This is a genomic window from Pseudomonas sp. HD57-3, from assembly GCF_056113135.1.
Genome location: NZ_CM148568.1, coordinates 4,612,048 through 4,638,224, shown reverse-complemented (window position 1 = coordinate 4,638,224; position 26,177 = coordinate 4,612,048). Strand labels below are relative to the sequence as shown.

At 54.2% G+C, this 26,177-nt stretch carries 25 protein-coding genes; 12 read left to right on the top strand and 13 right to left on the bottom strand.

All coding sequences use genetic code 11. The features are described 5' to 3' along the window. The first annotated feature begins 299 nt into the window (after positions 1-299). From galE to AC0R79_RS20910, 6 genes are all read left to right on the top strand, one after another. Positions 300-1,316, top strand: coding sequence for a UDP-glucose 4-epimerase GalE (gene galE, locus AC0R79_RS20935; RefSeq protein WP_127799012.1), 1,017 nt, complete (start codon positions 300-302; stop codon positions 1,314-1,316). Between the two features lie 227 nt (positions 1,317-1,543). After that, positions 1,544-1,780 carry a hypothetical protein gene (locus AC0R79_RS20930; RefSeq protein WP_003226528.1) on the top strand — a complete coding sequence of 79 codons (237 nt, stop codon included), beginning with the start codon at positions 1,544-1,546 and terminating at the stop codon, positions 1,778-1,780. 90 nt (positions 1,781-1,870) lie between these two features. Continuing rightward, positions 1,871-2,986: a polysaccharide biosynthesis/export family protein gene (locus AC0R79_RS20925; RefSeq protein ID WP_172829496.1), complete on the top strand. Its 1,116-nt coding sequence runs from the start codon at positions 1,871-1,873 to the stop codon at positions 2,984-2,986. Between the two features lie 11 nt (positions 2,987-2,997). After that, entirely contained in the window at positions 2,998-3,663 is a 666-nt protein-coding gene (locus tag AC0R79_RS20920) for a YjbF family lipoprotein (protein WP_474731591.1), read from the top strand. Continuing rightward, positions 3,660-4,424 (top strand): capsule biosynthesis GfcC family protein, encoded by a 765-nt coding sequence (locus AC0R79_RS20915; protein WP_371855520.1) that lies wholly within the window; start codon positions 3,660-3,662, stop codon positions 4,422-4,424. Before AC0R79_RS20920 ends, AC0R79_RS20915 begins: the two co-directional genes overlap by 4 nt. Further along, the gene (locus AC0R79_RS20910) at positions 4,421-6,499 is read left to right on the top strand and encodes a YjbH domain-containing protein (protein ID WP_474731590.1); all 2,079 of its coding nucleotides are present in this window, start codon (positions 4,421-4,423) and stop codon (positions 6,497-6,499) included. The genes AC0R79_RS20915 and AC0R79_RS20910 overlap by 4 nt, the downstream gene beginning before the upstream one ends. Positions 6,500-6,886: 387 nt before the next feature. Here AC0R79_RS20910 and AC0R79_RS20905 read toward each other — a convergent pair whose 3' ends face one another. The 3 genes from AC0R79_RS20905 to AC0R79_RS20895 form a co-directional block, all read right to left on the bottom strand. Next, on the bottom strand, positions 6,887-8,281 hold the full coding sequence (locus AC0R79_RS20905) for an undecaprenyl-phosphate glucose phosphotransferase (RefSeq protein ID WP_064598067.1): 1,395 nt from the start codon (positions 8,279-8,281) through the stop codon (positions 6,887-6,889). Positions 8,282-8,663: 382 nt separating this feature from the next. After that, positions 8,664-9,323: a winged helix-turn-helix domain-containing protein gene (locus tag AC0R79_RS20900; RefSeq protein ID WP_102688121.1), complete on the bottom strand. Its 660-nt coding sequence runs from the start codon at positions 9,321-9,323 to the stop codon at positions 8,664-8,666. Between the two features lie 290 nt (positions 9,324-9,613). Then, positions 9,614-10,354 (bottom strand): winged helix-turn-helix domain-containing protein, encoded by a 741-nt coding sequence (locus tag AC0R79_RS20895; protein WP_474731589.1) that lies wholly within the window; start codon positions 10,352-10,354, stop codon positions 9,614-9,616. A gap of 506 nt (positions 10,355-10,860) precedes the next feature. Between AC0R79_RS20895 and AC0R79_RS20890 the strand changes: the two genes are divergently transcribed. Further along, the gene (locus AC0R79_RS20890; RefSeq protein ID WP_474731588.1) at positions 10,861-11,694 is read left to right on the top strand and encodes an undecaprenyl-diphosphate phosphatase; all 834 of its coding nucleotides are present in this window, start codon (positions 10,861-10,863) and stop codon (positions 11,692-11,694) included. On the opposite strand, the gene AC0R79_RS20885 is transcribed toward AC0R79_RS20890, so the two are convergent. Both AC0R79_RS20885 and dusA read right to left on the bottom strand, forming a co-directional pair. Beyond that, complete coding sequence (locus tag AC0R79_RS20885) at positions 11,695-12,075, bottom strand: DUF2388 domain-containing protein (RefSeq protein WP_474731587.1); 381 nt, start codon at positions 12,073-12,075, stop codon at positions 11,695-11,697. A 75-nt stretch (positions 12,076-12,150) separates the two neighbouring features. Further along, positions 12,151-13,146, bottom strand: coding sequence for a tRNA dihydrouridine(20/20a) synthase DusA (gene dusA / locus AC0R79_RS20880; protein ID WP_474731586.1), 996 nt, complete (start codon positions 13,144-13,146; stop codon positions 12,151-12,153). A gap of 381 nt (positions 13,147-13,527) precedes the next feature. Between dusA and AC0R79_RS20875 the strand changes: the two genes are divergently transcribed. From AC0R79_RS20875 to AC0R79_RS20865, 3 genes are read left to right on the top strand one after another with little or no spacing between them, the layout of a single operon-like run. Then, complete coding sequence (locus tag AC0R79_RS20875; protein WP_474731585.1) at positions 13,528-14,604, top strand: HD domain-containing protein; 1,077 nt, start codon at positions 13,528-13,530, stop codon at positions 14,602-14,604. Then, on the top strand, positions 14,601-15,596 hold the full coding sequence (locus AC0R79_RS20870) for a nucleotidyltransferase domain-containing protein (RefSeq protein WP_474731584.1): 996 nt from the start codon (positions 14,601-14,603) through the stop codon (positions 15,594-15,596). The genes AC0R79_RS20875 and AC0R79_RS20870 overlap by 4 nt, the downstream gene beginning before the upstream one ends. 35 nt (positions 15,597-15,631) lie before the next feature. Further along, positions 15,632-16,156, top strand: coding sequence for a histidine phosphatase family protein (locus AC0R79_RS20865; RefSeq protein ID WP_474731583.1), 525 nt, complete (start codon positions 15,632-15,634; stop codon positions 16,154-16,156). Positions 16,157-16,422: 266 nt separating this feature from the next. Here AC0R79_RS20865 and AC0R79_RS20860 read toward each other — a convergent pair whose 3' ends face one another. After that, positions 16,423-18,873 carry a nuclease-related domain-containing DEAD/DEAH box helicase gene (locus tag AC0R79_RS20860; RefSeq protein ID WP_474731582.1) on the bottom strand — a complete coding sequence of 817 codons (2,451 nt, stop codon included), beginning with the start codon at positions 18,871-18,873 and terminating at the stop codon, positions 16,423-16,425. A 688-nt stretch (positions 18,874-19,561) separates the two neighbouring features. Between AC0R79_RS20860 and AC0R79_RS20855 the strand changes: the two genes are divergently transcribed. Both AC0R79_RS20855 and AC0R79_RS20850 read left to right on the top strand, forming a co-directional pair. Then, positions 19,562-19,921, top strand: a complete 360-nt coding sequence (locus AC0R79_RS20855) for a DUF6124 family protein (protein ID WP_007955862.1) — start codon at positions 19,562-19,564, stop codon at positions 19,919-19,921. A 152-nt stretch (positions 19,922-20,073) separates the two neighbouring features. Further along, positions 20,074-20,283, top strand: a complete 210-nt coding sequence (locus tag AC0R79_RS20850; RefSeq protein ID WP_474731581.1) for a hypothetical protein — start codon at positions 20,074-20,076, stop codon at positions 20,281-20,283. Positions 20,284-20,286: 3 nt separating this feature from the next. On the opposite strand, the gene AC0R79_RS20845 is transcribed toward AC0R79_RS20850, so the two are convergent. The 7 genes from AC0R79_RS20845 to AC0R79_RS20815 form a co-directional block, all read right to left on the bottom strand. Beyond that, on the bottom strand, positions 20,287-21,078 hold the full coding sequence (locus tag AC0R79_RS20845; RefSeq protein ID WP_375747551.1) for a transporter substrate-binding domain-containing protein: 792 nt from the start codon (positions 21,076-21,078) through the stop codon (positions 20,287-20,289). 59 nt (positions 21,079-21,137) lie between these two features. Then, the gene (copD, locus tag AC0R79_RS20840; RefSeq protein WP_474731580.1) at positions 21,138-22,001 is read right to left on the bottom strand and encodes a copper homeostasis membrane protein CopD; all 864 of its coding nucleotides are present in this window, start codon (positions 21,999-22,001) and stop codon (positions 21,138-21,140) included. Positions 22,002-22,004: 3 nt separating this feature from the next. Further along, entirely contained in the window at positions 22,005-22,379 is a 375-nt protein-coding gene (gene copC, locus AC0R79_RS20835; RefSeq protein WP_108562828.1) for a copper homeostasis periplasmic binding protein CopC, read from the bottom strand. Positions 22,380-22,410: 31 nt separating this feature from the next. Next, a complete protein-coding gene (locus tag AC0R79_RS20830; protein WP_474731579.1) occupies positions 22,411-23,268 on the bottom strand; it encodes a copper resistance protein B in 858 nt (285 codons plus the stop codon). Positions 23,269-23,279: 11 nt separating this feature from the next. Beyond that, positions 23,280-24,983, bottom strand: coding sequence for a copper resistance system multicopper oxidase (locus tag AC0R79_RS20825; protein ID WP_474731578.1), 1,704 nt, complete (start codon positions 24,981-24,983; stop codon positions 23,280-23,282). Between the two features lie 163 nt (positions 24,984-25,146). Next, positions 25,147-25,644, bottom strand: coding sequence for a PaaI family thioesterase (locus tag AC0R79_RS20820; protein ID WP_236195484.1), 498 nt, complete (start codon positions 25,642-25,644; stop codon positions 25,147-25,149). A 24-nt stretch (positions 25,645-25,668) separates the two neighbouring features. Further along, on the bottom strand, positions 25,669-26,106 hold the full coding sequence (locus AC0R79_RS20815; protein WP_197869987.1) for a hypothetical protein: 438 nt from the start codon (positions 26,104-26,106) through the stop codon (positions 25,669-25,671). Between the last annotated feature and the right edge of the window lie 71 nt (positions 26,107-26,177).

Below are 26,177 nucleotides of genomic sequence, written 5' to 3'. Positions count from 1 at the left end.
AATACCTGACTCGGGAGATGAGTGGCAAATAGCAATGAGTGTAAAACACGACAATGTTATGAGATGTCGGTTTGACAGTTATTGGTTATTTTTAGTCGGCATCCGTTGATAGTGATGAATGCGCGGGAGTGCTAATAAGTACCAGGCAATACAGTTTGGCTTGTAAAAATATTTATAGCCAGTGATTGAACTGTTTTTGTTTCTGGTTGTTGTCGCGCGGTTTGTGTGAATCAAGACACACATTAAACAAACAGCGCTTGACACGCGAGTTGGCACTTTTCCCACTTATGGACCGCGCTATGAAGATTCTGGTAACGGGTGGCGCCGGCTATATCGGCTCGCACACCACACTTGCACTACTTGAAGCAGGTTATGAAGTTGTAGTTCTGGATAATCTTTGCAACAGCAGCGACGCTGCACTACACGCGGTGGAAGCCATTTGCGGCAAAAGTGCGCTGATGATTCGTGGAGATGTCTGTGACCGGGCCCTGCTGGACCGGATTTTCCAGCAGCACGCCATCGATGCGGTGTTGCATTTCGCCGGGCTCAAGGCCGTGGGCGAGAGCGTGCGCAAGCCGCTCGAGTACTACGAAACCAACGTCAGCGGCAGCATCACGCTGTGCCAGGCGATGGCGGCGGCGGGGGTGTTCCGGCTGGTGTTCAGCTCGTCCGCCACAGTCTACGGCGAGCCTGAGCAGATGCCGATCCGCGAGGATTTCCCGACCGGCAATCCGACCAACCCCTACGGCCAGTCCAAGCTGATCGTCGAAAACGTGCTGCGCGACCTGTGCCAGTCCGAACCGCGCTGGAGCATCGCGCTGCTGCGCTACTTCAACCCGATCGGCGCGCATCACAGCGGGCAGATGGGCGAAGATCCCAACGGCATTCCCAACAATCTGGTGCCTTACATCAGCCAGGTGGCGGTCGGCAGCCTCAAGGAGTTGTCGATCTTCGGCGATGATTACCCGACGGTCGACGGTACCGGCGTGCGTGATTACATCCATGTAGTGGATCTGGCGGACGGGCACCTGAAAGCCCTGCAAACCATCGCCGACCGTACCGGCATTCATACCTGGAACCTCGGCACCGGTGACGGCTACAGCGTGTTGCAGGTGCTGCGGGCTTTCGAGCAGGCCTGTGGGCAGCCGGTGCCTTACCGGGTGATGCCACGGCGTTCCGGGGACATTGCCGAGAGCTGGGCCGACGCCTCCAAGGCCGCCAAGGAACTCGGCTGGAAAGCCACGCGCAACTTGCAGGACATGGTCACCGACACCTGGCGCTGGCAATCGAATCATCCTCGGGGTTATCAGGGATGATGGCGTTTTAGTGCAATGTTAGTTTCAGTCAGGTTGTTAGATATCGTCGGGAAATTAGACTGGCAATGCCTTTTGCAAGTCCGTAGATATAAACCTGCCGTTCGACTTTTATCAGTTGCGTAAGACTGTGAAAGAACAACGGATCTTGTTCGCGCTTTTTGCGACTTGAACTCTACCACCTCTAACCAACACCCGATGTTCAGGTGCAATGTTAGAAAGGAGTTGATATGAAGAAAGTGATGGCGATCGCCCTGTTGACGATGTTGAGCAACTGGGCCTCCGCAGCTGAAGCGCCGCTTACAGCAGTGACCAATGTATCTGGCAGTGTCGCGGCTTCTACAGCGCCTGCTGCCAGTACTGCCATGGTCGCCAGTGCTGTAGCGGCGTCCAACAGTGGTGGAAGTGCCAACGGCGGTACAACGGGTACCACCGGTACCACGGGTACAACCGGCACGCACAACTAACTGAAGTATCTGTTGGTGCAGTACAGGGTCGCCCGACGAAAGTCGGGTGACTTTGTTTTTGGATTCGCCCTTGAATAGCGTAGTGCCATTATGACCCGTCGTTTTTCTCTTTTATTGTTGGCAAGTATCGCTTTGCAAGGTTGCATGTTCTCCCCCGGCCAGTACCTGAGCACCAGTAGCATCACGCGCCAGGGCGCCAGCGAAAGCAGCCGGGTCGAGCTCATTCCGATCACCCCCAAGCTCATCGCCATGAACCGCGCCACGTACAAGCGTGAGTCGGTGCCGGCGGAGTTGTTGGCGACCCCGGCCGAATACCGCATCGGCAGCAACGATGTGCTGTACATCACGGTCTGGGATCACCCTGAGCTGACCGCCCCTTCGGGTGCGCAACAGCAGATCGACGCCAACGGCCGTCTGGTGCGTTCCGACGGCACGTTGTATTACCCGTACATCAAAGAAGTACAGGCCGCCGGCAAAACCATCCAGCAACTGCGCTCGGACATCGAGCAACGCCTCTCGGCGTTCATTGCCGAGCCGCAAGTGGATGTCGCGGTGCTGCGTTTCGCCAGCCAGAAAGTCGTGGTCTCGGGCGCCGTCACCAAGGCCGGCCCCCAGGCGATTTCGACCAACCCGCTGAGCGTGGTCGAGGCCCTCGGTTCGGCCGGTGTCGATACCAACAATGCCGACTTGTCCGGGCTGATGCTGACGCGCAACGGGCGGGTCTATCCGCTCAATCTCGATGCGCTCAATCAGCAGGATTCCGAATTGCAGAACGTCTACCTCAAGGGAGGCGATCAGCTGTATCTGCCGTACAACGACAACAAGCGCATCTACGTGATGGGCGAGGTCAACCAGCCCCGTGCGCTGAGCTTCAAGACCGCCACCATGAACCTGTCCGATGTGCTCGGTTCGGTCGGCGGCTTGAGCCAGACCACCTCCAACGGCAACGCCGTGTATGTGATTCGCGGGGTGGAAAACCTCGATGTCGAGCCGGCGAAAATCTATCAGCTGGAAGCCGAGTCGCCGACCGCCATGGCGCTCGCCTCGCACTTCGAAGTGCGGCCTCAGGACGTGGTCTATGTCGGGCCTGCCAACGTGACTCGCTGGAACCGCCTGATCAGCCAGTTGGTGCCGTCGGCATCGATTGTCGGGACCGGGGCTTCCGCTGCGAAGAACTGGAGCGAATACAGTAACAACAGCAAATAAGGCCGCCGACTGTGAAAACGTTGAAAGTGGGCGTGTGCCTGATGGCGGCCGTGTTGTTGAGTGGCTGCAATCCGCTGATGAGCGCTTCGTTGAACAACCTCAAGGCGTCGGTCATCGGGCCGGATGAACTGGACGTGTCGGCGGAGCAGGTCGCGGGGGTCAAGTATCCCCAACTCAAACTGACCACACCGTCCGGCTCCGGGGTGCTGGCGCTGGTGCGCGAGCGCGAGGACCTGCAGTTCTGGGTCGCCTCCGGCAAGCAGGTGCTGCTGATGCGCGACGGCTTGGCCATGCGCACTGTGGGCCTCGGCGTGGACGGCGATCTGGACGGCACGCGCCTGTCCGATGACTCGCCGTTCAAACAGGGCCTGCATCGCATCACCGACGGCTACACCAGCCGCCGCTGGATCGACCTCTACAAGGGCCAGGAAGTCGGGATCATCGTCAACAGCCGCTTCTCCCGAAAGTCCCTGGAAACCCTCGACATTCTCGACAAGGAATACTCCGTGCTGCGTGTCGATGAGCAGATTGACGCGCCGGCCATCGGCCTGCGCGCGACCAATCGTTACTGGGTCGATCCGGTGGACGGTTTCATTGTGCAAAGTGAGCAGCAACTGACGTCGCAGTTGCGGGTCAGGATCGTGCAACTGACCCCTCACCGCAGGCATCTCCCGTGAAGCGGCTCAGAGCGCTCTCGGCGTGCCTGATGTTGCTTGCCGGCGCCAGCGAGGCGGCGGTCATCGTCAGCGGTGATGTCGCCAACCCGGGCCCGATCGAATTGCCGGCGGGCGGACGCTTGCGCGACGTGATCGGCGAGGCCGTGCCGAATGCCGAAGGCTACTGGCTGGCGGGCGTCCTGTTGCGTCAGTCGCTGCTGGAGGAACAGACGCGGCTCAAGGTCGGCGTGCTGTTCGATCTGGATGTGCTGCAGCGCATGGCCATGTTGTTCGACAAGCCGAGTCGAGCGGCGCTGGCACAGCGCCTGGCCGAGCAGGTCCGGCAGATGCCGGTGACCGGGCGGCAGATCGCCGATCTCGATCCGGTGGCGGTGGAAGTCGGCTTCGCCCGCAACATCCGTCTCGACGATGGCGATCAACTGATCTACCCGAAACGGGTCGACGAAGTCGAAGTGCTGGGCGCGGTCGCCGAGCCGTGCCGCCTGCCTTATCAGCCGTTGCAGGAGGCCCGCGAATACCTGCAGGGCTGCACGTTGCTGACGGCGGATGCCGATGCCGATTATCTGTGGCTGATCCAGCCCAACGGCGAATCGCGGCGGGTCGGCATCGCCCACTGGAACCGCGAGAGCGGGCAGATGCCCGTGGCCGGCAGCAAGATTCTGGTGCCGGTGAAAAACGATGATCTGGATCCGCCTGTCCCTGAACTGAATCAGCAGTTGGCCGAATTGATTGCCACGCAGTTGGCTGAGGTGGTTCGTTGAATTTGCGTTTTGCAGCTGTGTTGTTATTGCCGTGTGGCCTGGTGCATGCCGAGCCACGGATTACCCAGAATGACTTCGGCGGCGTCGGTCTGTTGCAGACCCCGACCGCGCGCATGTCGCCCGCCGGTGAGTTGAGCGTCAACGCCAACCGCACCGAACCTTACAGCCGATATAGCGTTTCGTTGCAGCCGCTCGACTGGCTGGAAGGTTCGTTTCGCTACACCGCCATCACCAACCGTCCTTACGGTTCCGAAGCGCTGAGCGGCAGCCAGAGCTATAAGGACAAGGCGGTCGACGCCAAAGTCCGGCTGTGGCAGGAAAGCCACTGGGCGCCGGAAGTGGCGCTGGGCTTTCGAGACATCGGCGGTACCGGTTTGTTTGCCAGTGAATTCTTCGTCGCCAACAAGCGCTATGACAATTTCGATTTCAGTGCCGGCATCGCGTGGGGTTACATCGGTAATCGCGGCGATGTCGACAACCCGTTGGGTTCGATCAGTGACCGCTTCAACACCCGCCCGGACCTGGAAGGCACCGGTGACGTCAACGCCGGCTCGTACTTTCGCGGCAAGCCATCGTTTTTCGGCGGTGTGAGTTACCAGACGCCCTGGGATCGCCTCAGCCTGAAACTCGAATACGAAGGCAACGACTACAAGCACGAGCCCAAGGACAACATCATCAAGCAGGACTCGCCGATCAACCTCGGCGCGGTGTTCAAGGTGACCGATTCCGTCGATCTGAGCGCGGCCTGGGAGCGCGGCAACACGGCGATGTTCGGCATCACGTTCCACACCAATTTCGTCAGCCGCAAGGCCCCGGCCAAGACCTTCGACCCGCCGGCCGAACCGCTGCCGGCAAAGGCGCCGAGCACGACGATGGAGGAGGTCAACTGGGTCGACGTATCCCGGCGTTTGCAGCAGAACGCCGGCTACAAGGTCGAGCGCATCACTCAGCGCGACTCCGAACTGATCGTGTACGGCGAGCAGCAGCGTTATTTCCATTCGCCCAAGGCTGTTGGCCGCGCGAGCCGGATTCTCGACAACAGCGTCAACGACGACATTGACTGGTTCACCGTGGTCAACAAGCGCTACGACCTGCCGCTGGAGGAAACCAGCGTGCCCCGGCAGACCTTCCGCGAAGTGATCAACAACGAAGAACCGCTGGAATCGCTGCACCGCACCACCGAGATCAACCCGGCGATGCCGCGCAACGAGAAAACCCTCTACACCGAGGCGCCGCAGCACTTCAATTACGGCGTAGGCCTGGGCTTCAAACAGAACGTCGGCGGCCCCGATGGTTTGCTCTATCAGTTCACTGCCGATCTGGACGCCGAGTACCGCTTCAACCGCAACACCTGGTGGAACGGTTTGCTCAGCCAGAACCTGATCAACAACTTCGACAAGTTCACCTACGACGCACCCAGCGGCCTGCCGCGCGTGCGCACCGACTTGCGTCAGTACCTGACCACGTCGGACACCACCATGCCGCTGTTCCAGGTCAGCCACGCCGAGCAACTGGACAAGGATTTGTACGGCATGGTCTACGGCGGTTATCTGGAATCGATGTTCGCCGGGGTCGGGGGCGAGGTGCTGTTTCGTCCGACCGGCAAGCGCTGGTCGATCGGTGCGGACCTGAACTACGTGCGTCAGCGTGAATTCGACCAGGGTTTCGGCCTGCGCGATTACTCGGTCTGGACCGGCCACATCACCGGCTACACCGACCTGCCGTTCGACACGCTGGCCGCGGTCAGCGTCGGGCGTTACCTGGCGGGCGACTTTGGCGGCACGGTGGATATCTCCCGCGAGTTCTTCAACGGCGTGCGCTTTGGCGCCTGGGCGACGATCACCACCGCCGGCAGCGCCGAGTATGGCGAGGGTAGTTTCGACAAGGGGCTGTACCTGTCGATCCCGTTCGACGAAATGATGAGCATGTCGACCATGCGCCGCGCCAACCTGGTGTGGGCACCGCTGACCCGTGACGGTGGCGCGCGGCTCAACCGCAGCTTCCAACTGCATTCGATGACGGACAGTCGGGAAGGGGACATGTTCTACCGCAACTTCGGGAAGATTACCGAGTAGGTTCGGGGAGCGGGGAGTTAAAGCGGGAGCCTGATGGCTCCCGTTTTTGTTTGTGGTGAAGGGGGATCTTGATGCAGCCGTGATTGCTGTGGGAGTTGGTGTGTTCCGGGTGGTTGGCAGGTTCAAACCTGATGTTGAATGATCCTGCGCCATCGTCGGATCGCCGCCCGGACCAAGCCCGCTCCCACAGGTTATCGGGTGAGGCCGCAATCTTCGGCATTCCCCTAATCCTTGTGGGAGCGGGCTTGCCCGCGAAGGCGTCCGCTCAGCCGACATCAAAACATCAGACTCTCCTAGGCCGCAGAACCCTCCGCCAACCCCAAATCCCGCCCACAAAAAAGGGGACTTTCGTCCCCTTGCGATGTTGCCTTCTCAAGGCGCTGCGTCTCAGTAAATATCCTTCGACAACAGCGTAAACGGCGTCTTCACCAGAATTTTCAGATCCAGCCACAGCGACCAGTTATTGATGTACTTCAGGTCGATCTCAACACGCTTTTCCATCTTGTCGAGGGTGTCTGTCTCACCCCGGCAACCGCTGATCTGCGCCAGGCCAGTGATGCCCGGTTTGATTCGGTGGCGGGCCATGTAGGCGAGGATCTTGCCCGAGTAGTAGTTGTTGTGCGCCACGGCGTGCGGACGTGGGCCGACCAGTGCCATGTGCCCTTGCAGCACGTTGAACAGTTGCGGCAGCTCATCCAGCGAAGTGCGACGGATGAAGCGACCGACCGCGGTAATGCGCGAATCGTTGCGGCTGGCCTGCTTGACGTCACGGTCATCGTGAACGCGCATCGAGCGGAATTTCCAGACCTTGATCACCTTGCCGTTCCAGCCGTGGCGATCTTGCTTGAAGAACACCGGGCCCGGCGAGTTGAGCTTCACCGCCAGGGCCACGGCCAGCAGCACCGGGCTCAACAGGATGATCGCCAGCAGGGCGACGGCTTTCTCCACCAGGCTCTTGCTCAGCGCAGCGGTCGGGCGGCTGGTCAGCGGGCTTTCGTTGAGGTAGATCGCCGGCAGGCCGTCCACGACTTTCACCGAGTGGTTGAGCAGCGTCAGGCTGTTCAGGTCCGGCACCCAGACCACGTCAACGTTGGCATCCAGCAAGTCCACATACATCGCCTCGATCTTGGCGGCTTCCGATAGCGGCAGCGTGATGTACAGCCGGCGGATGTCGTGGTTCTGGATCAGCTCGAGCAGTTCGTCCTGAGCGCCGACAACGCGCGGGGCGTCCGCTTCCAGCGACGGGGTATCGCCGTTGCTGACCAGACCAACCAGCGGCAGGTTTTCGTGCTGGCTCAACTTCTTCGCCAGGCCCAGAGCCAGTTCGCCGGTGCCGACGATCAGGGTCTTGTGTTCGCTTTTGCGCGAACGCTGGTAGAACTTCGAAAACGCATGCAGCGGTGCGTACAGCAGCGCCTGACCGAGGAAACCGTACACCGCCCATTCAAGGATGACCTGGCGGGAGAACAGCGCATCGGCCTTGCAGATGAAGGCGATGAACGCCAGCCCGGCCATGGTCATGAACCAGCCCATGAACAGTCGACCCAGCCCGGTCAGGTAATTGTCTCGCTTTCGATACGCGCCGCTGAAGGTATAAGCCGGCACCGAGGCCAGTACCGCCAGGATCGTGCACATCCGATAGTAGAACTCGACGGTGCCGGTGTGCTGTTCGGCCAGTATGAACAACAGGGAAACAATGAAACTCTGTGCCAGCGCCCATTGGCCCCAAAAGGTCAGTCCCTTGAGGCCGGTGTTTCGATTGATACGAAGAGAAAGATCCATACGATATCCCCAAAAGACGTCCATTCAGGTTTCGACAGTAGAAAACCGAGTTGTTAAGCAGACTTGTTATTGTTGTTTGAGCCAGTGTCCTGAGGTAACAACGCCGGTATGCGGAACTGTCGTTAGTCAATAGACTAAGTTATTGCCGGGAATGCTGTCTGACGAGTTCTAACAAGATGGCACAGTGCCAACTTATTTAAATTTCCAATATGCAAACGTTAGAAAAGGTCGAAAGGCAGGGGGTGAATAATCAATATTGTGTTTGCTATCGTAGGTGGGGTCAGGAGGCGGGTATAACCAGGGAGGGGTGAAACCAAACAGAGTGCTTTTTTATTTTTGTAATCGCACTTGTATCTGTTTGTCTTGTAGTGGGGGATGTTGTTTAGGCAACAACTTCCTGGATCAGGCAATAACCGCGATTGCGCACGGCACGAAACAATCGTTCACCGTTGCTGGCGTTCTTGAATTTGTCTTGAAGACGGCTCAGGCACATTTCCAGTCCCCGGTACTGCTCCGGCTCGCGGCCGATGCTGAGGATCAGATCGTCGCGACTGACAACACGCTCTTCATGGTGGAGCATTTTACGGACCAGTGCGGTTTCGAGCCCGGTGAGACTGATTTCGACACCCTCTTTGGTCAATGCGCCCTGATCATTGTCCAGATGCCAGGCTTCGGTGCAGGGCGCGTCGGATTTGATCGTTCGGGTAGTGTCAGTGGGGTTTTCGGACATGGCCGTGGAATTGTGAAATGAATGCGCCGATTGTGCTGCCAGCCATTCCGATTCGAGGGTGGCCAATATGCGCTGGGTATCATGTTCAATGCTGGGTGCGACATGCTTCCTTGTGCCGCGTGGGTAAGTGAACTCCATCAGCATCGGAGTGGAAGAGGGCGAAGCAACACCTTCAATAAACATTTGTGCCTGAGACGTGCCAAACGAATTGAAACGCTCACTGGAGAGAATGCTCTCGAGTTCGCGCTGCGACGCTGAGCTGTTAGTCACGACAACAAAGTATTTTCTTGGGAGGGTCGTGCTGGTTTCCATGTCTCTCTCCTAAAGTACACACCAAATTTGGCGAAAAAATAATGGCAGGCGAGCAATGTTTTCCTCGGAATTAATCGATCAGGCAGGGTCTGGGCCCAAAGATGGCCTCGATAAGTTCCACTCGGTCTGCGTTAGAGTAATGGTTTATTGTTATGTTTAAGTGTTGCAGCGCTCATGCAATTGACAGCTTTTTATTAGATATGTGACGCGGTTAAAACTATGAGAAAGCGGATGTTTGAAGCGTTGCATCAGACGTTCCCTCGTATGCTGCAAAAGAGTGTTTCCCTGAATCAAGGGGTTGAGATCAACCCCCTCATCAGACGATAGCCATACCCGCGAATGCTCTGTATGGCGTTCGTACCGTACACGTCCTTGATTTTCCCACGCAAGCGGCTGATGGATTTTTCCAGCGCTCGAGGGTCGTAGAATTGGGTGTTCAGCCCCATGATGCTGGCGATTTCATCGTGGCTGAGAATGTGATTGCCGGTCTGCGCAAAGGCTTGCAGGATCTTCATTTCGGCAAAGGAGATATCCAGTTTCTTGCTGGTGTCCGAGAGGCAGATGCGGGTGGGGTCCAGCACCAGATTGATATCGCGTTGCCATTCTTCACTGTTGAAGAACTCACCCAGCAGTTCCGCGCTTTCATCGGACAAGGTATTGAGTTTGATACAGAAGTCGGCACCGGCCAGAAAGTACTTGATCTTGTTGTGGGCGCCGCGACCTGTGATTACTGCACAAATAATCGGCTTCAAGTAGTCGTTGCGCAGGTTTTCCACCAGCGCAAGGTTATCTTCGAGTGCCTGAGGGCTGTCGATGATAATGAAGATCGCCCGATACAGGCCGTGATATTCGTTGTGCTGATATGAACTAATGTAGGCGTCTGCTTCAACAGCCACACCGCTCTGCACATGCTTTGCGATTAGCGCGCTAAAGTGTTCAGCCACGCCACGGGTACGACCCAGGGTGAGAACACCTGGTTCGTCGCTTGTGCGGCGCGGGCTTCTAGTCGCTAAGTTACCTGTGAGCATCATGCATTGACTCGAAAAGGTGCTGACATCGGGATGTTAAAGCACCGGTTCTCATCTGTGACTGACAATTGGTAACATTTGGACGAATTTTAGACGTGGCTCCCGAGTTTTCTAACAATAATTAAGCGATTCAAGCTTTTAGTTGATTTTTTCGGGGCTGTGAACTAACGGAATTGAGGCCGTTAGATGGTGGCAATATGGAATGGTGCCACTATTTTGTAATTATCGCGAGCTGTTTTTATGTCCCTTGGCCATCACTCAACTGCATACGTATCAGAGCACTGTGAGGTGGGTCACATTTTATGGGGAGGCCTGTCTTTTGGCTATAACGTCGACAAGTTCACACACGGACGTTTATTAACATGCCTTGAGTGTGGCTTTTGATAAGACATATTCTCCGTCCCCGAGTCGGGCAATGGGTGTTCATCTGCCAATTGTTTTACTTCAGATACTCAATGCCTGAATGCATTTAACAGGGCGCCCGCAAAGAGCGCTCTGACGGAGGATTAATGGATTTACTGACCTTGTTCAAGGTGCTGATTCTTGGGGCGGTAGAAGGCCTGACCGAGTTCTTGCCCATTTCCAGTACGGGCCACCAGATTATCGTTGCCGACTTGCTGGAGTTCGGCGGCGAACGCGCCATGGCGTTCAACATCATTATTCAACTGGGCGCCATTCTGGCCGTGGTCTGGGAGTTTCGCCCGAAGATCTTCGAGATCGTCAAAGGCCTACCGACCCAGAGTAATGCCCAGCGTTTTACCCGCAATCTGCTGATCGCCTTTTTCCCGGCGGTCATTCTCGGCGTGTTATTCGCCGACACGATTCATGAATACCTGTTCAACCCGATCACCGTTGCCGTTGCATTGGTCGTGGGCGGCATCGTGATGTTGTGGGCCGAGCAGCGGGATCATGTAGTAAGTGTCGACCATGTGGACGACATGAAGTGGGCCGACGCGCTGAAGATCGGTTGCGTACAGTGCCTGGCGATGATTCCGGGCACCTCGCGCTCCGGTTCCACCATCATTGGCGGTCTGCTGTTCGGCCTGTCACGCAAGGCCGCCACGGAGTTCTCGTTCTTCCTGGCGATGCCGACCATGGTCGGCGCTGCGGTGTATTCCGGCTACAAGTACCGCGAACTGTTCCAGAGCGGCGACCTGCCGGTCTTCGCCCTGGGCTTCGTCGTAGCGTTCATCTTCGCGATGATCGCCGTGCGCGGCCTGCTGAAGTTCATTGCGAACCACAGCTACGCCACCTTCGCCTGGTACCGCATCGCCTTCGGCTTGCTGATCCTTGCCACCTGGCAGTTTGGCTGGGTCAACTGGACGGCTGCGGCGGCAAGCTGATTACTGACTGCTGAGCAGCGCAGCGACGGCGAGGTCATTCAATTCAGAGTCGGGCGAATCCTGACGAAACCGCTGCAACGCCGAGGTGAAATACGCGGCTTGCAGCATGCCGTCACTGGCGAGGAAATAACGTGCCGCTTCTATTTCCTCTACCGAATACACACGTTTTTTCAGTCCGGAAATGTCCGACATCCCGTCGACTGTGACCATCGTCGTCGTGAAAACCAGAAAACCAGACATCTGGGTAGATTGAAAAGGGCCATTTTCCCCGTTGCCGCACCCCTTCGCAAAATCACAGGATGCATAGGCGCTTGCAGAGAGAGTCGAGATTAAAGCGAGGAGGGTGAAACGCTTGAATAAAACACAGCTGAACGCGGGCATAACCAAAAGACATCCTGTCAGTACAACAAAACTCCGGGCAACGCTCATTCGTTGCCCACACGCTCCAAGCGTCGATCAACGCCCGGCCAGCAACTCCGCCGCCTGATCCAGCAACGCCAGCGGATCCTTGGCCTTGTGGATATCCACCGACAACAACTGACGAAACTTGCGCGCCCCCGGGAAACCGGTGCCCAGGCCCAGCACATGCCGGGTGATGTGATGCATCGCGCCGCCGGCCAGCAAATGCTCGGCTATATAAGGCCGCAACTGCGCCAGCGCCTCGGCCCGGCTGATCACCGGCGCGCTGCTGCCGAACAACTGCTGATCCACCTCGGCCAGCAGATAGGGATTGTGATACGCCTCGCGCCCCAGCATCACCCCGTCAAAGGTCTGCAAATGCTCATGGCAGGCCTCCATCGTCTTGATCCCGCCGTTCAGAATGAACTCCAGCTCCGGAAAATCCGCCTTCAACCGCGCCGCCACGTCATAACGCAACGGCGGAATGTCACGGTTCTCCTTCGGCGACAACCCCTCCAGAATCGCAATCCGCGCATGCACCGTAAAACTGGTGCACCCGGCATCCCGCACCGTGCCGACGAAATCGCACAGCTCCTCATAACTGTCCCGCCCATTGATCCCGATCCGATGCTTCACCGTCACCGGAATCGACACCGCATCCCGCATCGCCTTCACACAATCCGCCACCAACTGCGGATGCCCCATCAGGCACGCCCCGATCATATTGTTCTGCACCCGATCACTCGGGCAGCCAACGTTCAGATTCACCTCGTCGTAACCGTGCTCCTGCGCCATACGTGCGCAAGCGGCCAGGTCCAGCGGAACACTACCGCCCAACTGCAACGCCAGCGGATGCTCGGCTTCGTTGTGACGGAGGAAACGCTCGTGATCGCCGTTGAGCAGAGCGCCGGTGGTGACCATTTCGGTGTAGAGCAGGGCGTTTTTCGACAGAATGCGTAGGAAGTACCGGCAATGGCGGTCAGTCCAATCCATCATCGGCGCGACGGAGAAACGGCGGGAAAGTGGGGCGGGTGTGGCGGAGATTGGGGGCATTGGGGGTACGGAATCGGTGTGGCTGGGAGGTGGGGGAGTTTATCAGGAATGGGGAGTGGTCGGTCGGTACAAGACGGCATGCTGCCTGCTTATAAAATGCAAGATGTTGAGTTATGGACGAATAGCTCCATTTTTCATAATGGTTTTAGGAGAGGTGCAAGAGCGCTTTCGGTTGGGCTGACTAATATGCAAAAATTGCGTTATGTTTGTTTTGTGGGTGAGAGGAAGCTTCGCCGTTTCGCCAATATATTGGCACAAGCAAGCCCTGCTAGCATGATGTCTGATTTTTTTCAAGTGGCATGCGTGACAATATTTAACCCCAAAAGTAGCTTTAGGGTGTAGGTTGTTAATTAATTTCATGGAGCATCGTGGTTCACTGATATGAAGCCCATTTCATCGGAAAATCTTTCCTTATTGCCAGCGGCTATCGATGATCCAGAAACGATTAGCTTCTGGATTAACGCCATTCACAACGATGAAGTGTTATCTCTTATTGTGAGATCCAAGGCTTTTTTGCGATTGCGGGATATCTCGTTTCTTGGGGCGCTTGATTACACCTACCCGGGAATTGAGCGAATTGGTAAATTCTCGAGAAGTCGCGCAGATCATTCTCTTCATGTGGCCGCGCTTGCAGCATATGTTTCCGCTAAAAGAAATTACTCAGCGGAGCTTACTAGACATTTAATTATTGCTGCTTTGCTGCATGATATTGGGCATGCGCCTCTCTCTCATAGTGCTGAACCATTTATAAAGTCAAAGATAGGTTATGGGCATCATGAGGCCGGCGAGCAAATAATTGAAGGTAGACAAGCTATTGGAAAAGAATTGCATGGCGTTCTTAATAAATATGTCAGTGTGGAGTTTTTAATAAAGCTGTTAAATATGAATGCTGCTAAGGAGGACGGGGGCGATCTTTTTTATAGTCCGATAAATATTGATACGATCGATGGCATTATTCGCTCCCATAGCTACTTTACAGGATTTAGCTCGGCCCGCTCTAAGTTGGCAGTAGCATATGCTTCGTTTATTTCAGATGATAATTTGAAACATGATATTCTTGATTCATTTTGGGCTATGAAAGAACGAGTCTATTCTGGGTTGATTAATGACGATATCGGCCTAGTCTCGGATAGAACGAGTGAGCTTTTTTTTCATGACTTTTCTATTCCATTTGAAGAAAGTGATTTATATAGTGTTGAAAAAAGTTGGCAACAGAAACACAAAAAGCTTTTTTCGCAGTTGAATAAGATTCTGAAGGATAAAGTGATGCCTGGATGGTTTTCAGACACTACTTTAAGTTTTGTACATAGGCAGTACTTTGTCATTCCAGATCGGGATGATATCGGTAGATATAGCTGTAAGAAAATCAAGAAAACAAAAAAAATCGAGTTGAGAGAAGAAGCGGCAGAAGAGTTTAATAATCAACAGTTGTTTAATTTTAAAAGGATTTTTTTGTGAGTGATAATGGGCTTCTAGAATTTGATGCAATAAGTAATGCGTTTCAGCATTCAAAAGAAATAATTGAGCAGCTTAGAGTCGATTTCATAAAGGCCTTGCTTGATAGTCCTCATAGGGAGAAAATAACTATTGTCACTACAGGATCCTATGGTCGCGGTGAGGCATCTAAATCCTCCGATCTGGATCTTTTTTTATTTTTTGATTCTGATCGTTCGGACGATAATCTGGAACAGGAAAAGAAAAATATTAAGGAGGTAGTGGATAAGTATATTGCTAAGCAGCCTGGTGATACTGGAACATTTGGAGCAAATGTCGTAGTTAAGTTTAGTGAGATGCTTAAGAACTTAGGTGGTGAAAACGATCTAAATAATCTGCTGACGCGGAGAATGCTTTTTCTGTTGGAGGGGACATGGCTTTATGGTGAGTCTCGCTTCAAAAGTTATCGAGCAGAACTTATTACTAAGTACATCAAAGCAGGTGATCCTGAAAGGCAAATTTCTAGATTTTTGCTCAATGATATTATCAGGTATTATCGAACAATAACTACTGATTTTGAGTATAAAGTCAGTGAGAGTATGAAGTCTTGGGGGCTTCGTAACGTTAAGCTGCGTTTTTCTCGTAAACTGTTGTATTTCGGCGGCGTAATCTCTGTCGCTGAAACGGCTCTAATGCCTCAGGCAGAAAAAAATGCCAGTCTCGCCAGCCTGTTTGATAAAACAGTTCTTGAAAGAGTACAGGATATAGGCGCGAACAATAGATATACTGCTGAAATACTAAGTATATATCAGGGTTTTTTACAGACTATTGAGTGTCCTGATAAACGTTCCGAGTTAGATTCTGTGACGAAAGAAGGTCGGTCGAGCTCTCCTTTGTTTGTTCAAATGCGTGAGAAAAGTAAGGAGTTTTCCATAGTGTTGGATAACTGGCTTCGAGAACAGTATCCAAATATTGAGGGTACACCACACCCTATTCATAACGCGCTGTTATTTTAACATATAGTTTAGAGGGCTAGGTCTTGGTTTATTTTATGCGTCACGGCCAAACAGATTATAATTTCCGTAATTTGTGGATGGGGAGTACAGATGTCCCCTTAAATAGCGTAGGCATTCGCCAGGCGCTAGTGGCAGCAAAAAAAATTTCAATGCATGGTATATCGAAGATATATGTTAGCCCTCTTTTGCGTGCTCGTCAGACTGCCGATATCATCAAAGAATACCAGCTGGTTAGACCGGAAGTGATAGTCATTGATGAGCTTCGTGAGCGCTGCTTCGGCAGTTTTGAGGGTAAATTTAAGAGCCAAAAAAACCGAGCTCGGATGGCTGAGGCATTGGATGTTGAGTCTTCTGGTTCATTTGATTTTAGAATTAGAAAGGCTCTGTCAATGGTTGATGTATATGATGATGTACTTATTGTGTCTCACTCTGCGGTTTATCAGCATATTTTTAATAATTTTGATTTTGACAAAAGACATATTTCAGCTGTCATCGAAAATTGTGAAATGGTTGAATTGTTTAGGCAGCAAAAGCTTGTAAGTGAATTGAGGTATGCATAGTTATCGTTTTTCGGTAGGAGTTTTTCGTAGAAGTTTATTCGGTGTTGTTTTTTAATGTTAAGCAACGCCCAGTCATGAAGAGCTAATATATCTTCGTAAATTTACATGTAAAAACGTTGTTGGAGTTGCTGTCTAGTAAAATGGTACTACTATCTCTAATAACTGAAAACAGGACGAATTTATTTTTCGAAAAAGACCTATCTCCCACATTGGTTTCCTTCGCTAACCGTCCTATTTTTTAGCTCGCCTGTTTTTTCGATGGACGACTACTCTCGGCTGGTCTTCATTGTAAAATTTTCACGTTTTATGAACCTGATGCCTTTTGCACCTTTAGTGATCAACCCGTTGTTTTCTAGCTTTATGAAAGCGTCATTAATAAAGCCTTGCCATTGTTGAAATGAAAAAACTTCAAGTTTTTTATTCCAGTGGTAGGTGTTTTTTGAAATCTCACCTATTTTGAATTCGGTCCTGTTCTTTTTGTATCCGATAGTCAATTCTCTAATTGCTAATGCCATGGCAACTCTACCTTCAAGGCTCAGTTGGCTAAACGCTAAAATTAGTTCGCTTTGGGTGGTATCGTATTTGCTTTTTAGCAGTGTGCCTATTGAGTATATTTGAATAGGTAGGTTTTCAATGGCTTCGATTGTGTGCTTTTTCCTATTGGTGAGTATGTTTAGTATTTGAGATATATAATTTTCAAAATCTGAATTTCGCTCATTGCGAGGGTTTGTGCACGCATTGCATTTTCCCGTAGACGGACTGCCGACATTGTGAGGCGTTAGCTCTAGGCATAGGTGACAATATTTTAGTTCTAAAGTTAACGGATAAGTATTTTCTCCTTCACCTATCATTGAGATTGTGCTTCTTGAATCTGGCGCCCAAGTGTATATTTTTGGAGTGTTCGAGTGGATAAAAAAGGCTTCAACCAGCAATCTGGTTACTTCGCATTTTTGGAGGGGTAATATGTATGCATGCCAGTTTTTCGACCATGCAATATGGAATACATCATTTGGTAGGGTGATATCGATAGTTGATTTGTTTTCAATCATTGTTTGTGTGAGTGATTTGGAGGCCTCTGAATCAACATGGTCTTTGTTTTTTAAATAAAGCTCTCTACCTAGATTTTCGTATTTTCCTTTTTTTACATCATACGCATCTAGAATTACGATGCAGCGCGATGTTGAGCGTGAGTAGGCGCAAAAAAATTCTATATTTGACATGTCTGTAGCGGCCAATATGATAATGACAGGGCTTTCCATACCCCTGAATCGTCCTATAGACTCAACTTTGATCCCTTGAGGTACTAAGCTTTCGGGTATTCCCATATAAGTAGGTGTTAATACAATAATTTGCTTGGGCAACAAGCCTTGAGATAATGTTTGGGCAATTGTTTGGCTTAGGGTGTTTTTTGGGTTGCTGGTTATTATCTCTGTAAGTGTGTCTTCATCGTTTTGCCTTAAGTTTGTAATGGAATGTGTCGGTTGTTGAAAGATTTTTAACCGTTCACAAACGCGTTTAGGCATGCGAAGACTTTCAGTAAGGAAGAACGCTTGAGTCTTAAGGTATTCCTCTATCTGCGCAAGACTGACTGGCTTTTCATACGGAAATGCTTGAGTTGCATCACACATAGCGATAATTTTTTTGGATGAGAAGTGCTCTATTAGTATTTCCCAGAGTTCGCTCCGAATTACTTGGCCTTCATCAATAATGAGAGCTGAGTATTTATTCAAAAAACCACTGTCGCATGCCTTTTTTAGGCTGGTCGCTGCTTGCTTCTCAAACCACTCTGCTGTGAAATTTGCTTTTTCACCATTATAAGTTGAAGCTTTTGAGCATAGTGAATAAATAGTTATCGCTAAGGTGTTGGGGTGGTCAAGTAATTCACTTGATATTTTTTGGGCAAGGAGTGAGTTGAACGTAATACAGAGTACGGAATTTCCTGACGTGGATAACCTGCGTGCCGTTTCAATTGCTATAATCGTTTTTCCGGTACCTGGCCAGCCGCTAATTAAGAATCTATCTTTTTTTAGTGCCCAATCGATGCACTCTTGTTGTTCAGGTGTCAGTCGAAGCCACAGTTTGTTGTCGCTACTTATTTTTGAGTGCCAGCAAGGGGTATAGCTAACTGTCGGGATCAGCATTTCAATTATGGTTTCAATTTTTGATTTGCTGATTGGTGCAGTGTTTAATAGTTGTTTAAAGTAATTCATGATTGAGTGGACTCTTTCGTCAACTCTATTTAGATCTTTGATGTCGAGGATTAGTTTGATTGGCAGAAGATGGTTGTTGTCTACAACGCTGGGAGGCAATTGTGAAGTGCTCATTTCTGAGCCGGGAAAGAAATAAGCACGCCCAATTTGAACCGTAACGCCGTTGTTTCTCAACCATTCTTGAATGGCGAATATTCCGCGGTTCAATTGGGCTACGGGATCAACGTTCGTTTTGCTGTAGTAAAAACCTGATGAGTTATGTCCGATTACACCTCCTTTTACCTCAAGTGCAAGTATTCCGAGGTCGGGATGTAGTATGAGGAAATCAATTTCCCCAATAGGGCTTTTGTTGTTTTGTAGCTCATCTACAAATGAAGATAGCCATGGAATGCTATGGATGATTTGGAAGTCATCATTTAACTGTTCTTCAAGTAGTCTGTAAACAATTGGCTCTGCCACATGACTGTCATTGAATTTCGGTCCGTGAGGTGGGTGCATTATTGCCATGTGATTGTCCGTATCAATAAAATACAATGTTATATGTGTGGGTTTGTTGTGCTTTATTTGTTGTGCTTAAGAAGTTATTTATACGATTTTTTTTTGAGTAGTGCCATGTGCATCATGTAGGGGTGTGAATCGCCTGTATCTTAGTCAGTTTTCATGGGATTTTATGTTGCTTGATTTTCATCGTCCAGTCGGAAGTCTTTTTTCCATTTATTTAAAATTGTTACTGGTACGGTGATGTTGAGTTTTCAGTCACTACATGTGACAGCTCCAAGCTCGTGAATCGGTGGAAAACGTTGGTGATGTCAGTGAATAGCCGCGGTATTTTCAATCTAAACAGAAGAACGAATTCGTGTTTAAGCTGTGCCAGTCTGCGTGGCCCCTGCCCTACACAACCTTGCGCCACCCCCTACACCTAAGACAGAATCCGCCGTCTTGTACGTCTAGCCCGTGGCTTTTATCGTTCTCGGGTCACTGAAAACCAGTGATAGGGTTTGGTAGCCCGTGTGTTAGATGTACAGCGTCATCGTCTCCGGTCGTGTTTTCGATCGGGGTCTATGGTGGTCATGTACAGGGCGTCTTCGGGCGCGCCGGCTCCTAACACCCGGTCTACCAACCTGTTCATGGCCGCCACCCTTCGTTTGGTAGCGAAAGGGTGAAGCCTTCACTAAAAGTGTTAGGAGTTTCATCCATGTTCAAACCAACACCCAACCCACCAGAAACCGATCCAGTCTCCCCCTACAAATTTCCCGATTCACGAACCCTGAACGAAGCCGCCGAGCGCGCCCTCGATCACTACCTCACCCCACAGCAACGGATCATGGGCAGCCACACGCAACATGACCCGATGTACTTCGCCAACCCGGCCTACGACACCGAATCCCTGCTCGCCAACGCGAGCGAATCACTGGGATCGGCGAGCGAAATGCTCAACAACTTCGCCGCCACCCTGGAACCCGCCCACCGCAAAACCGCCATCGGCATTGCGCAGTTGGTGATGTTGGGGTCTTTGGCGGTGAATCAGGCGCTGGATAACGTCGAGCCGAAGTAGATTCGGGCAACCCTCTGTGGTGGAGGGTTGATCGTCAGGCGTGGGTTCAACCTGAACCCACGCTGAACCCCCCGCAAGTTTCATCTTCCCGCCACCCGAGCATGCCTACGATCCATCCACAAGATCCCGATCCCACCCGAGCGCCACACACCATGAACAACCCACTCAAAGCGCTGTTGATCGTCGCCACCATCTCGGTTCTAAGCGCCTGCTCCGGCTCCGGTGGCTTGACCACCACCAGTTGTTTCTCCAGCGACTGTCAGTCGCCGCAGGCGCGTAATGTGAATACGTTGAAGTTCGGCGGGAGCAATATCGGTAACAGTTTCAACCAATACAGCTCCGGCCTGATGCATGACGACTGAGGTTTACTGAGCTGCGGGTACGGCGATCCATTCGCTCAGGACTTTCTGGTATTTGCCGGTGACTTTGCTCAGGTGCAGCCACTGGTCGACGTAGAGTTTCCAGCTGATGTCGTCGCGCGGCAGCAGGTAGGCTTTTTCGCCGTATTGCATGAACTGGCTCGGGTTGACGGCGCACAGGCCGGGTTTGAGTTTCTGCTGATATAGGGCTTCGGAGGCGTCGGTGATCATCACGTCGGCCTTGTTGTCGAGCAGTTGTTCGAAGATGGTCACGTTGTCGTGCAACGCCAGTTGCGCTTTGGGCAGGAAGGCGTGGACGAAGGCTTCGTTGGTGCCGCCGGCGGGTTCGACCAGGCGCACGTTGGGCTGGTTGATCTGGTCGATGGTCTGGTATTTGGACTGGTCGGCGCAGCGCACCAGCGGGATCTTGCCGTCGACGTCGAGGGTGTTGCTGAAGAAGGCTTTTTTCTGGCGTTCGAGGGTCACCGAAATGCCGCCGACGCCGATGTCGCATTTGCCGGCCTGCATGTCCGGCATCAGGGTTTTCCAGGTGGTCTGCACCCATTCGACCTTGACGCCGAGGCTGTCGGCCAGGGATTGCGCCATGGCGATGTCGATGCCTTCGAATCCGCCGTCCGGGCGTTTGAAGGTGTAGGGCTTGTAGTCGCCGGTGGTGCAGACGCGCAACTGGCCTTGTTGCTGAACGGTGTCGAGGTGCGAGGCCGGTTCTTGTGCCTGAGCGGCGCCGGCGATGGCCAGCAGGCCGCAGAAGATCATCGTGCTTTTTCGAATTGTCATTGTGATCGGGCTTGTGCAGTGGAGGTGCGGGCCAGTGTAGTGAATGCGTTTGCCGGGTGTCATCCCGGCTCCGGGCTCAACGTGCCCAGCCACGCCACCAGTCCCACGATCAACAGCGCAATCATCAGCTCCAATGTCACGCTGCGGCGCAAGGCATTGGCCGCCACTTGATGTTGCCCGGCGCGCAACGATTGCTCGAGCAACGGCCCGAGGTGGAAGCGGTTCAACGCGGCCAGCACCAGCATGCCCCCGAACAACACAACTTTGATCGACAGCAGAATGCCGTAGGTGCCGAGCAGGATTTCGCCCAGTGTCGGACCGACGATGAACAGGTAATTCGCCACGCCGGTGACCGAGAGGATGAGCACAATCGCCGCGCCGACGCCTTCGAAGCGTTTGACGGAATCCGCCAGCGAACGAATGCCCGCCTCGCTGCACAGTGCATCGAGCCGCGACATCAAGATCAGCGCGAGCATGGCGCCCAGCCACGCACCCGCCGCGAGCAGGTGCAGGATGTCGCTGAGCAGATGCCACGCGTTATCCATCGCGCCGTGTCCGCTCCAGGCCAGGGAGGCGAGGGCGATGGCGCCGGCCATCGACGCCAGCCACAATCCCGGCCAGATCATCACGGCGATCAGCGCAATCATCCGCAGCGTCCACGCCAGACCGACGTCGGTTTCCAGCACCATCATTTGCAGGTGCGGCCACAGCGCCGCGAATTCCGTTTCGCCACTCATGGCGCGGGTCATCAGCACCAGCCCCGCCACTGAGAGCAGTGCCCCGATCAACGCCATCCTGCGCAGCATTGGCCGAAACCGCAGCACCGCGTCAACGCTGTACAGCCCGAACAACGCCAGCCCGAACAACAGCAGCAAATCCACATACAGCGCCAGACGCAGGAGGATGTTGATCAGTTCAGCCATCGCTCACTTCACTTTGAACGTGACGTTGCCGGTGATCGGATGTGTGTCCGATGACACCGCGCGCCATTCGACCTTGTACGTGCCGGCCGGCAGAGGTGCGAGCGGGGTGACGAGCATGGTTTTCGGGTCGCTGCCGGCGCTGACTTTGGCCTTCATCGGCATGGGCGAGTGGGCCATGCCCGGCATTTCGGTCATGACCAGTTTGGCGCCGGAGAACTGGGTCAGCAGATCCTCCGAAAACCGCAGTTCGATCTTGCCGGGCGCCGCGCCGTCGGCACCTTCGGCCGGGGTCGACGACAGCAGTTTCGGATGGGCCTGGGCCAAGGTGCTGAAGAGCAAACCGCTGGCGAGGACGAGGGAGATTTTCAATGTGCGCATGCAAGACCTCGGTGTTGTTTTTTGAAGGGAGTCAGAACCACAGCCGCACGCCGAGAACGAGTCGCGCTTCGCTGCGATCATCTCCTTCTTCCCGTGCGTAATCGGCGGTGTTGCCGTAGGTGCGGTTCCAGGTCACGCCGATGTAGGGCGCGAACTCACGGCGGATTTCATAGCGCAGACGCAGCCTGGCTTCGGTGTTCGCGAGGCCTGAGCCGATTCCGCGTTGCGGGTCGTTTTTGCCGTAGACGTTGAGTTCGGCGGTCGGCTGCAGGATCAGACGATTGGTCAGCAGGATGTCGTAGTCGCCCTCGAGCCGCACCGCGCTCTGGCCATTTTCGCCGATGAAGGCCGTGGCTTCGGCTTCGAAGTTGTACAACGCCATGCCCTGCAGCCCGAACGCGGCCCAGGTTTGCGGGGCGCCGGGTTTGAGATCCTGGCGCACGCCGCTGACCACGTCCCACCACGGCGAAATCGCGTGGCCCCATAACGCCTGGATTTCCGCGTCTTCGGTCTTGCCGTTGCTGCGTTCACCCTCGGAGCGCAGCCACAGCCGATCGATGTCGCCGCCGATCCAGCCGGACAAATCCCAGGCCAGCGTGCTGGCGTCGTCGGCGTCCTGCCATTCGAGTTTGTCGGCGAGGAAGTACGTGTTGATGGCGCTGTCATGGACCTGATGCCCGGCGTGGCTGGTGAACACGGCGGCGCGGTCGGCGTCGGTCAGTGCCGGAATCGGCGTGCGGCTTTCGGTCGGCGCGGCGGGCTGCATCATGCCGTCGTCCATACTCTGCATATCGCCCATCTGGCTGTGATCCATGCCCTGCATGTCGCTGGCGGCGAATGCCGGAGCCATCGACAGGAGCGACAACGAAAACGCGGCAAATCGAGTCATGGTCGGCGTCCTCATTCTTCCACCCGCACTTCGCGGAACATGCCCATTTCCATGTGGTACAGGAGATGGCAGTGATAGGCCCAACGGCCGAGCGCATCGGCGGTCACGCGATAGCTGCGGCGTGTGCCGGGCGGCATGTCGATGGTGTGTTTGCGCACCTGGAAATTGCCGTTTTCGTCTTCCAGATCGCTCCACATGCCGTGCAGGTGAATGGGGTGGGTCATCATCGTGTCGTTGACCAGCACCAGGCGGATACGCTCGCCGTACTTCAAGCGCAGCGGCTCGGCGTCGGAGAACTTGATGCCGTTGAACGACCAGGCGAATTTCTCCATGTGGCCGGTCAGGTGCAGTTCGATGGTGCGGCTCGGATCGCGGCCATCCGGGTCTTCGAAGGTGCTGCGCAGGTCGGCGTAGGTCAGGACGCGACGCCCGTTGTTGCGCAGGCCGAGGCCGGGGTCGTCGAGTTTCGCGGCGGTGGTCATGGCTTGCATGTCCACCAGCGGGTTGTCCTTTTCGCTGTCGGGGTGCGACTGCATCGGGCCCATGTTCATGCTTGAGTGATCCATGGCGCTCATGTCCATCGAGCCATGATCCATGCCGCCCATGCCCATGTCGTCCATGGTCACCAGCGGTCGCGGGTCCAGCGCCGGCACCGGGGCCGACAAACCAGCACGGGCGGCGAGGGTGCCTCGGGCGTAACCGGTGCGGTCCATGGCCTGGGCGAACAGGGTGTAGGCGTCGGCGGCGGGCTCGACGATCACGTCGTAGGTTTCCGCCACGGCGATGCGCAATTCGTCGACGCTGACCGGTTTGACGTGCAAGCCATCAGCGGCGACTACGGTCATTTTCAATCCGGGGATGCGCACGTCGAAGTAGGTCATGGCGGAGCCGTTGATCAGCCGCAGACGCAGCTTCTCGCCGGGGCGGAACAGGCCGGTCCAGTTGTTATCCGGGGCGTGGCCGTTCATCAGGAAGGTGTACGTGGCGCCGCTGACGTCGGCGATGTCGGTGGGGTTCATGTTCATCTGCGCCCACATCGTGCGATCGGCGACGGTCGCGCCCCAGCCTTTTTCGCCGACGTCGTGGATGAGATCAGCGACGGTGCGCTTGTGGAAGTTGTAGTAGTCGGACTGCTTTTTCAGGGTCTTCATCAGGCTGGCCGGGTCTTCGTCGGACCAGTCGCTGAGCATCACCACGTACTCGCGGTCGTACTGGAACGGCTCCGGTTCCCGGGCGTCGATCACCAGCGGCCCGTAAACGCCGGCCTGCTCCTGCAAGCCGGAATGGCTGTGATACCAGTAGGTGCCGTGCTGGCGAACCTTGAACTGGTAGACGTACACGCCACCCGGCTCAATGCCCTTGAAACTCAGGCCCGGCACGCCGTCCATGTTGGCCGGCAGCAGAATACCGTGCCAGTGGATCGACGTACTGTCCTTGAGCCGGTTGCGCACCCGCAGCGTCACCGTGTCGCCTTCACGCCAGCGCAGCAGCGGGCCGGGCAGGCTGCCGTTGATGGTCAGGGCGGTGCGGGGCTGGCCGGTGAAGTTGACCGGGGTTTCGCCGATGAACAGCTCGAAGTCGGTGCCGCTTAACTCATTCACTTGGCCAGGGCTGTTCAAGGCCCAGACCGGCGTGCGCCACAGGCCGAGGCCGCCGAGCAATCCGCTGGCGGCGAGGCCTTTGACGAAAGTGCGTCTTGAGGTGGTGGAAGGCATGCGCTGGAAGTCCCCGTTTGACCAATGACGGGGAGGCTAACCAGCGGCAGCTTTCAGCTGGCTGAGGGGCGGATTACAGTTGTGTCAGGTTGAGCGAGGTGGTGAAGACAACGATTTGGATCTGCGCACCGTTGTCGATGTTGATTGACCTGGTTTAAAAGAGTCATTTCATCTGTTTGGATATTTCTCGTTTCAACAGGTTTCTAGCGATCACGTTCGGGACAGCAAGGCCACGCCATCGAAGATTACCGATACGGAAGGTGGCTGTTGCAGTGGCCAATACCTTGCCAGCTTCATCTGTGAGTTGGCCGGAGGTAAAACAAATTGCCCCCTTCAAATGATCAATTCGACCCGTACCAAGAATTTTTCCAGGCACGGCTGGACTGACAAAGCAGGTTTTCGATTCAACGGTCACCGCAATCTGATTTGGCGCCAATTTGGCGTAAATTGCTGGACCCATACAGTCGTCCAGCATCGCCGACAACATTCCTCCTTGAATATTTCCCATAGGATTGGTCAGAGAAGTCGTGGCTTCGAACTCGATATGAGCCGCTCTATTGGCATGGTCGTATTCAATGAATTTCCAGCCCAGCAGGGTCGCTGCCTTGGGCATAGGAAGCTGACCATTGACGACTTTCCAGAACAGAGAATCGTGATTCATGACAGTACCTCATTGCTGAGCGGGTTATGAAAAACGTCCGGACAGCCAAGCAAACATGAACCCCGTCAACGTCAGCAGTAGAGCGAAGTAACCGCTCACGATCGGAGGATGGGCATTCGATTTGCGGCGCACATACATGGCCACCACAATTGGCGGTGCGATTGCGATCAGGCAGTAACCTTGAAAAACGAACAGCACAACCAATGCCCATTCTCGCGAAAGCAGCAAATACAGCTGAAAATACCCACCGACGGACAAAGCCAGACTGGTTGCGCCCACCACTTTAATCAGGGCCAGCAGCAATAACTGCATAGGCGGATCAACTTCACTCCATGAGCGGCCTACCGCAATTTCGTGATAGGGCATGTACATGGTGCGGCTTAGATAGGCGCACGCGAACGCGGTAGTAATCAGAAAAGCCGCGCCGTAATTCGTCAGTGCTAGCCACGTGAACAGATCCATGAGTCGAGTCTCCCATTTGAGCAGCGGGCATTCCTGAGGAAACGCACCGCTGGAGCCAACTTAGGACTAAG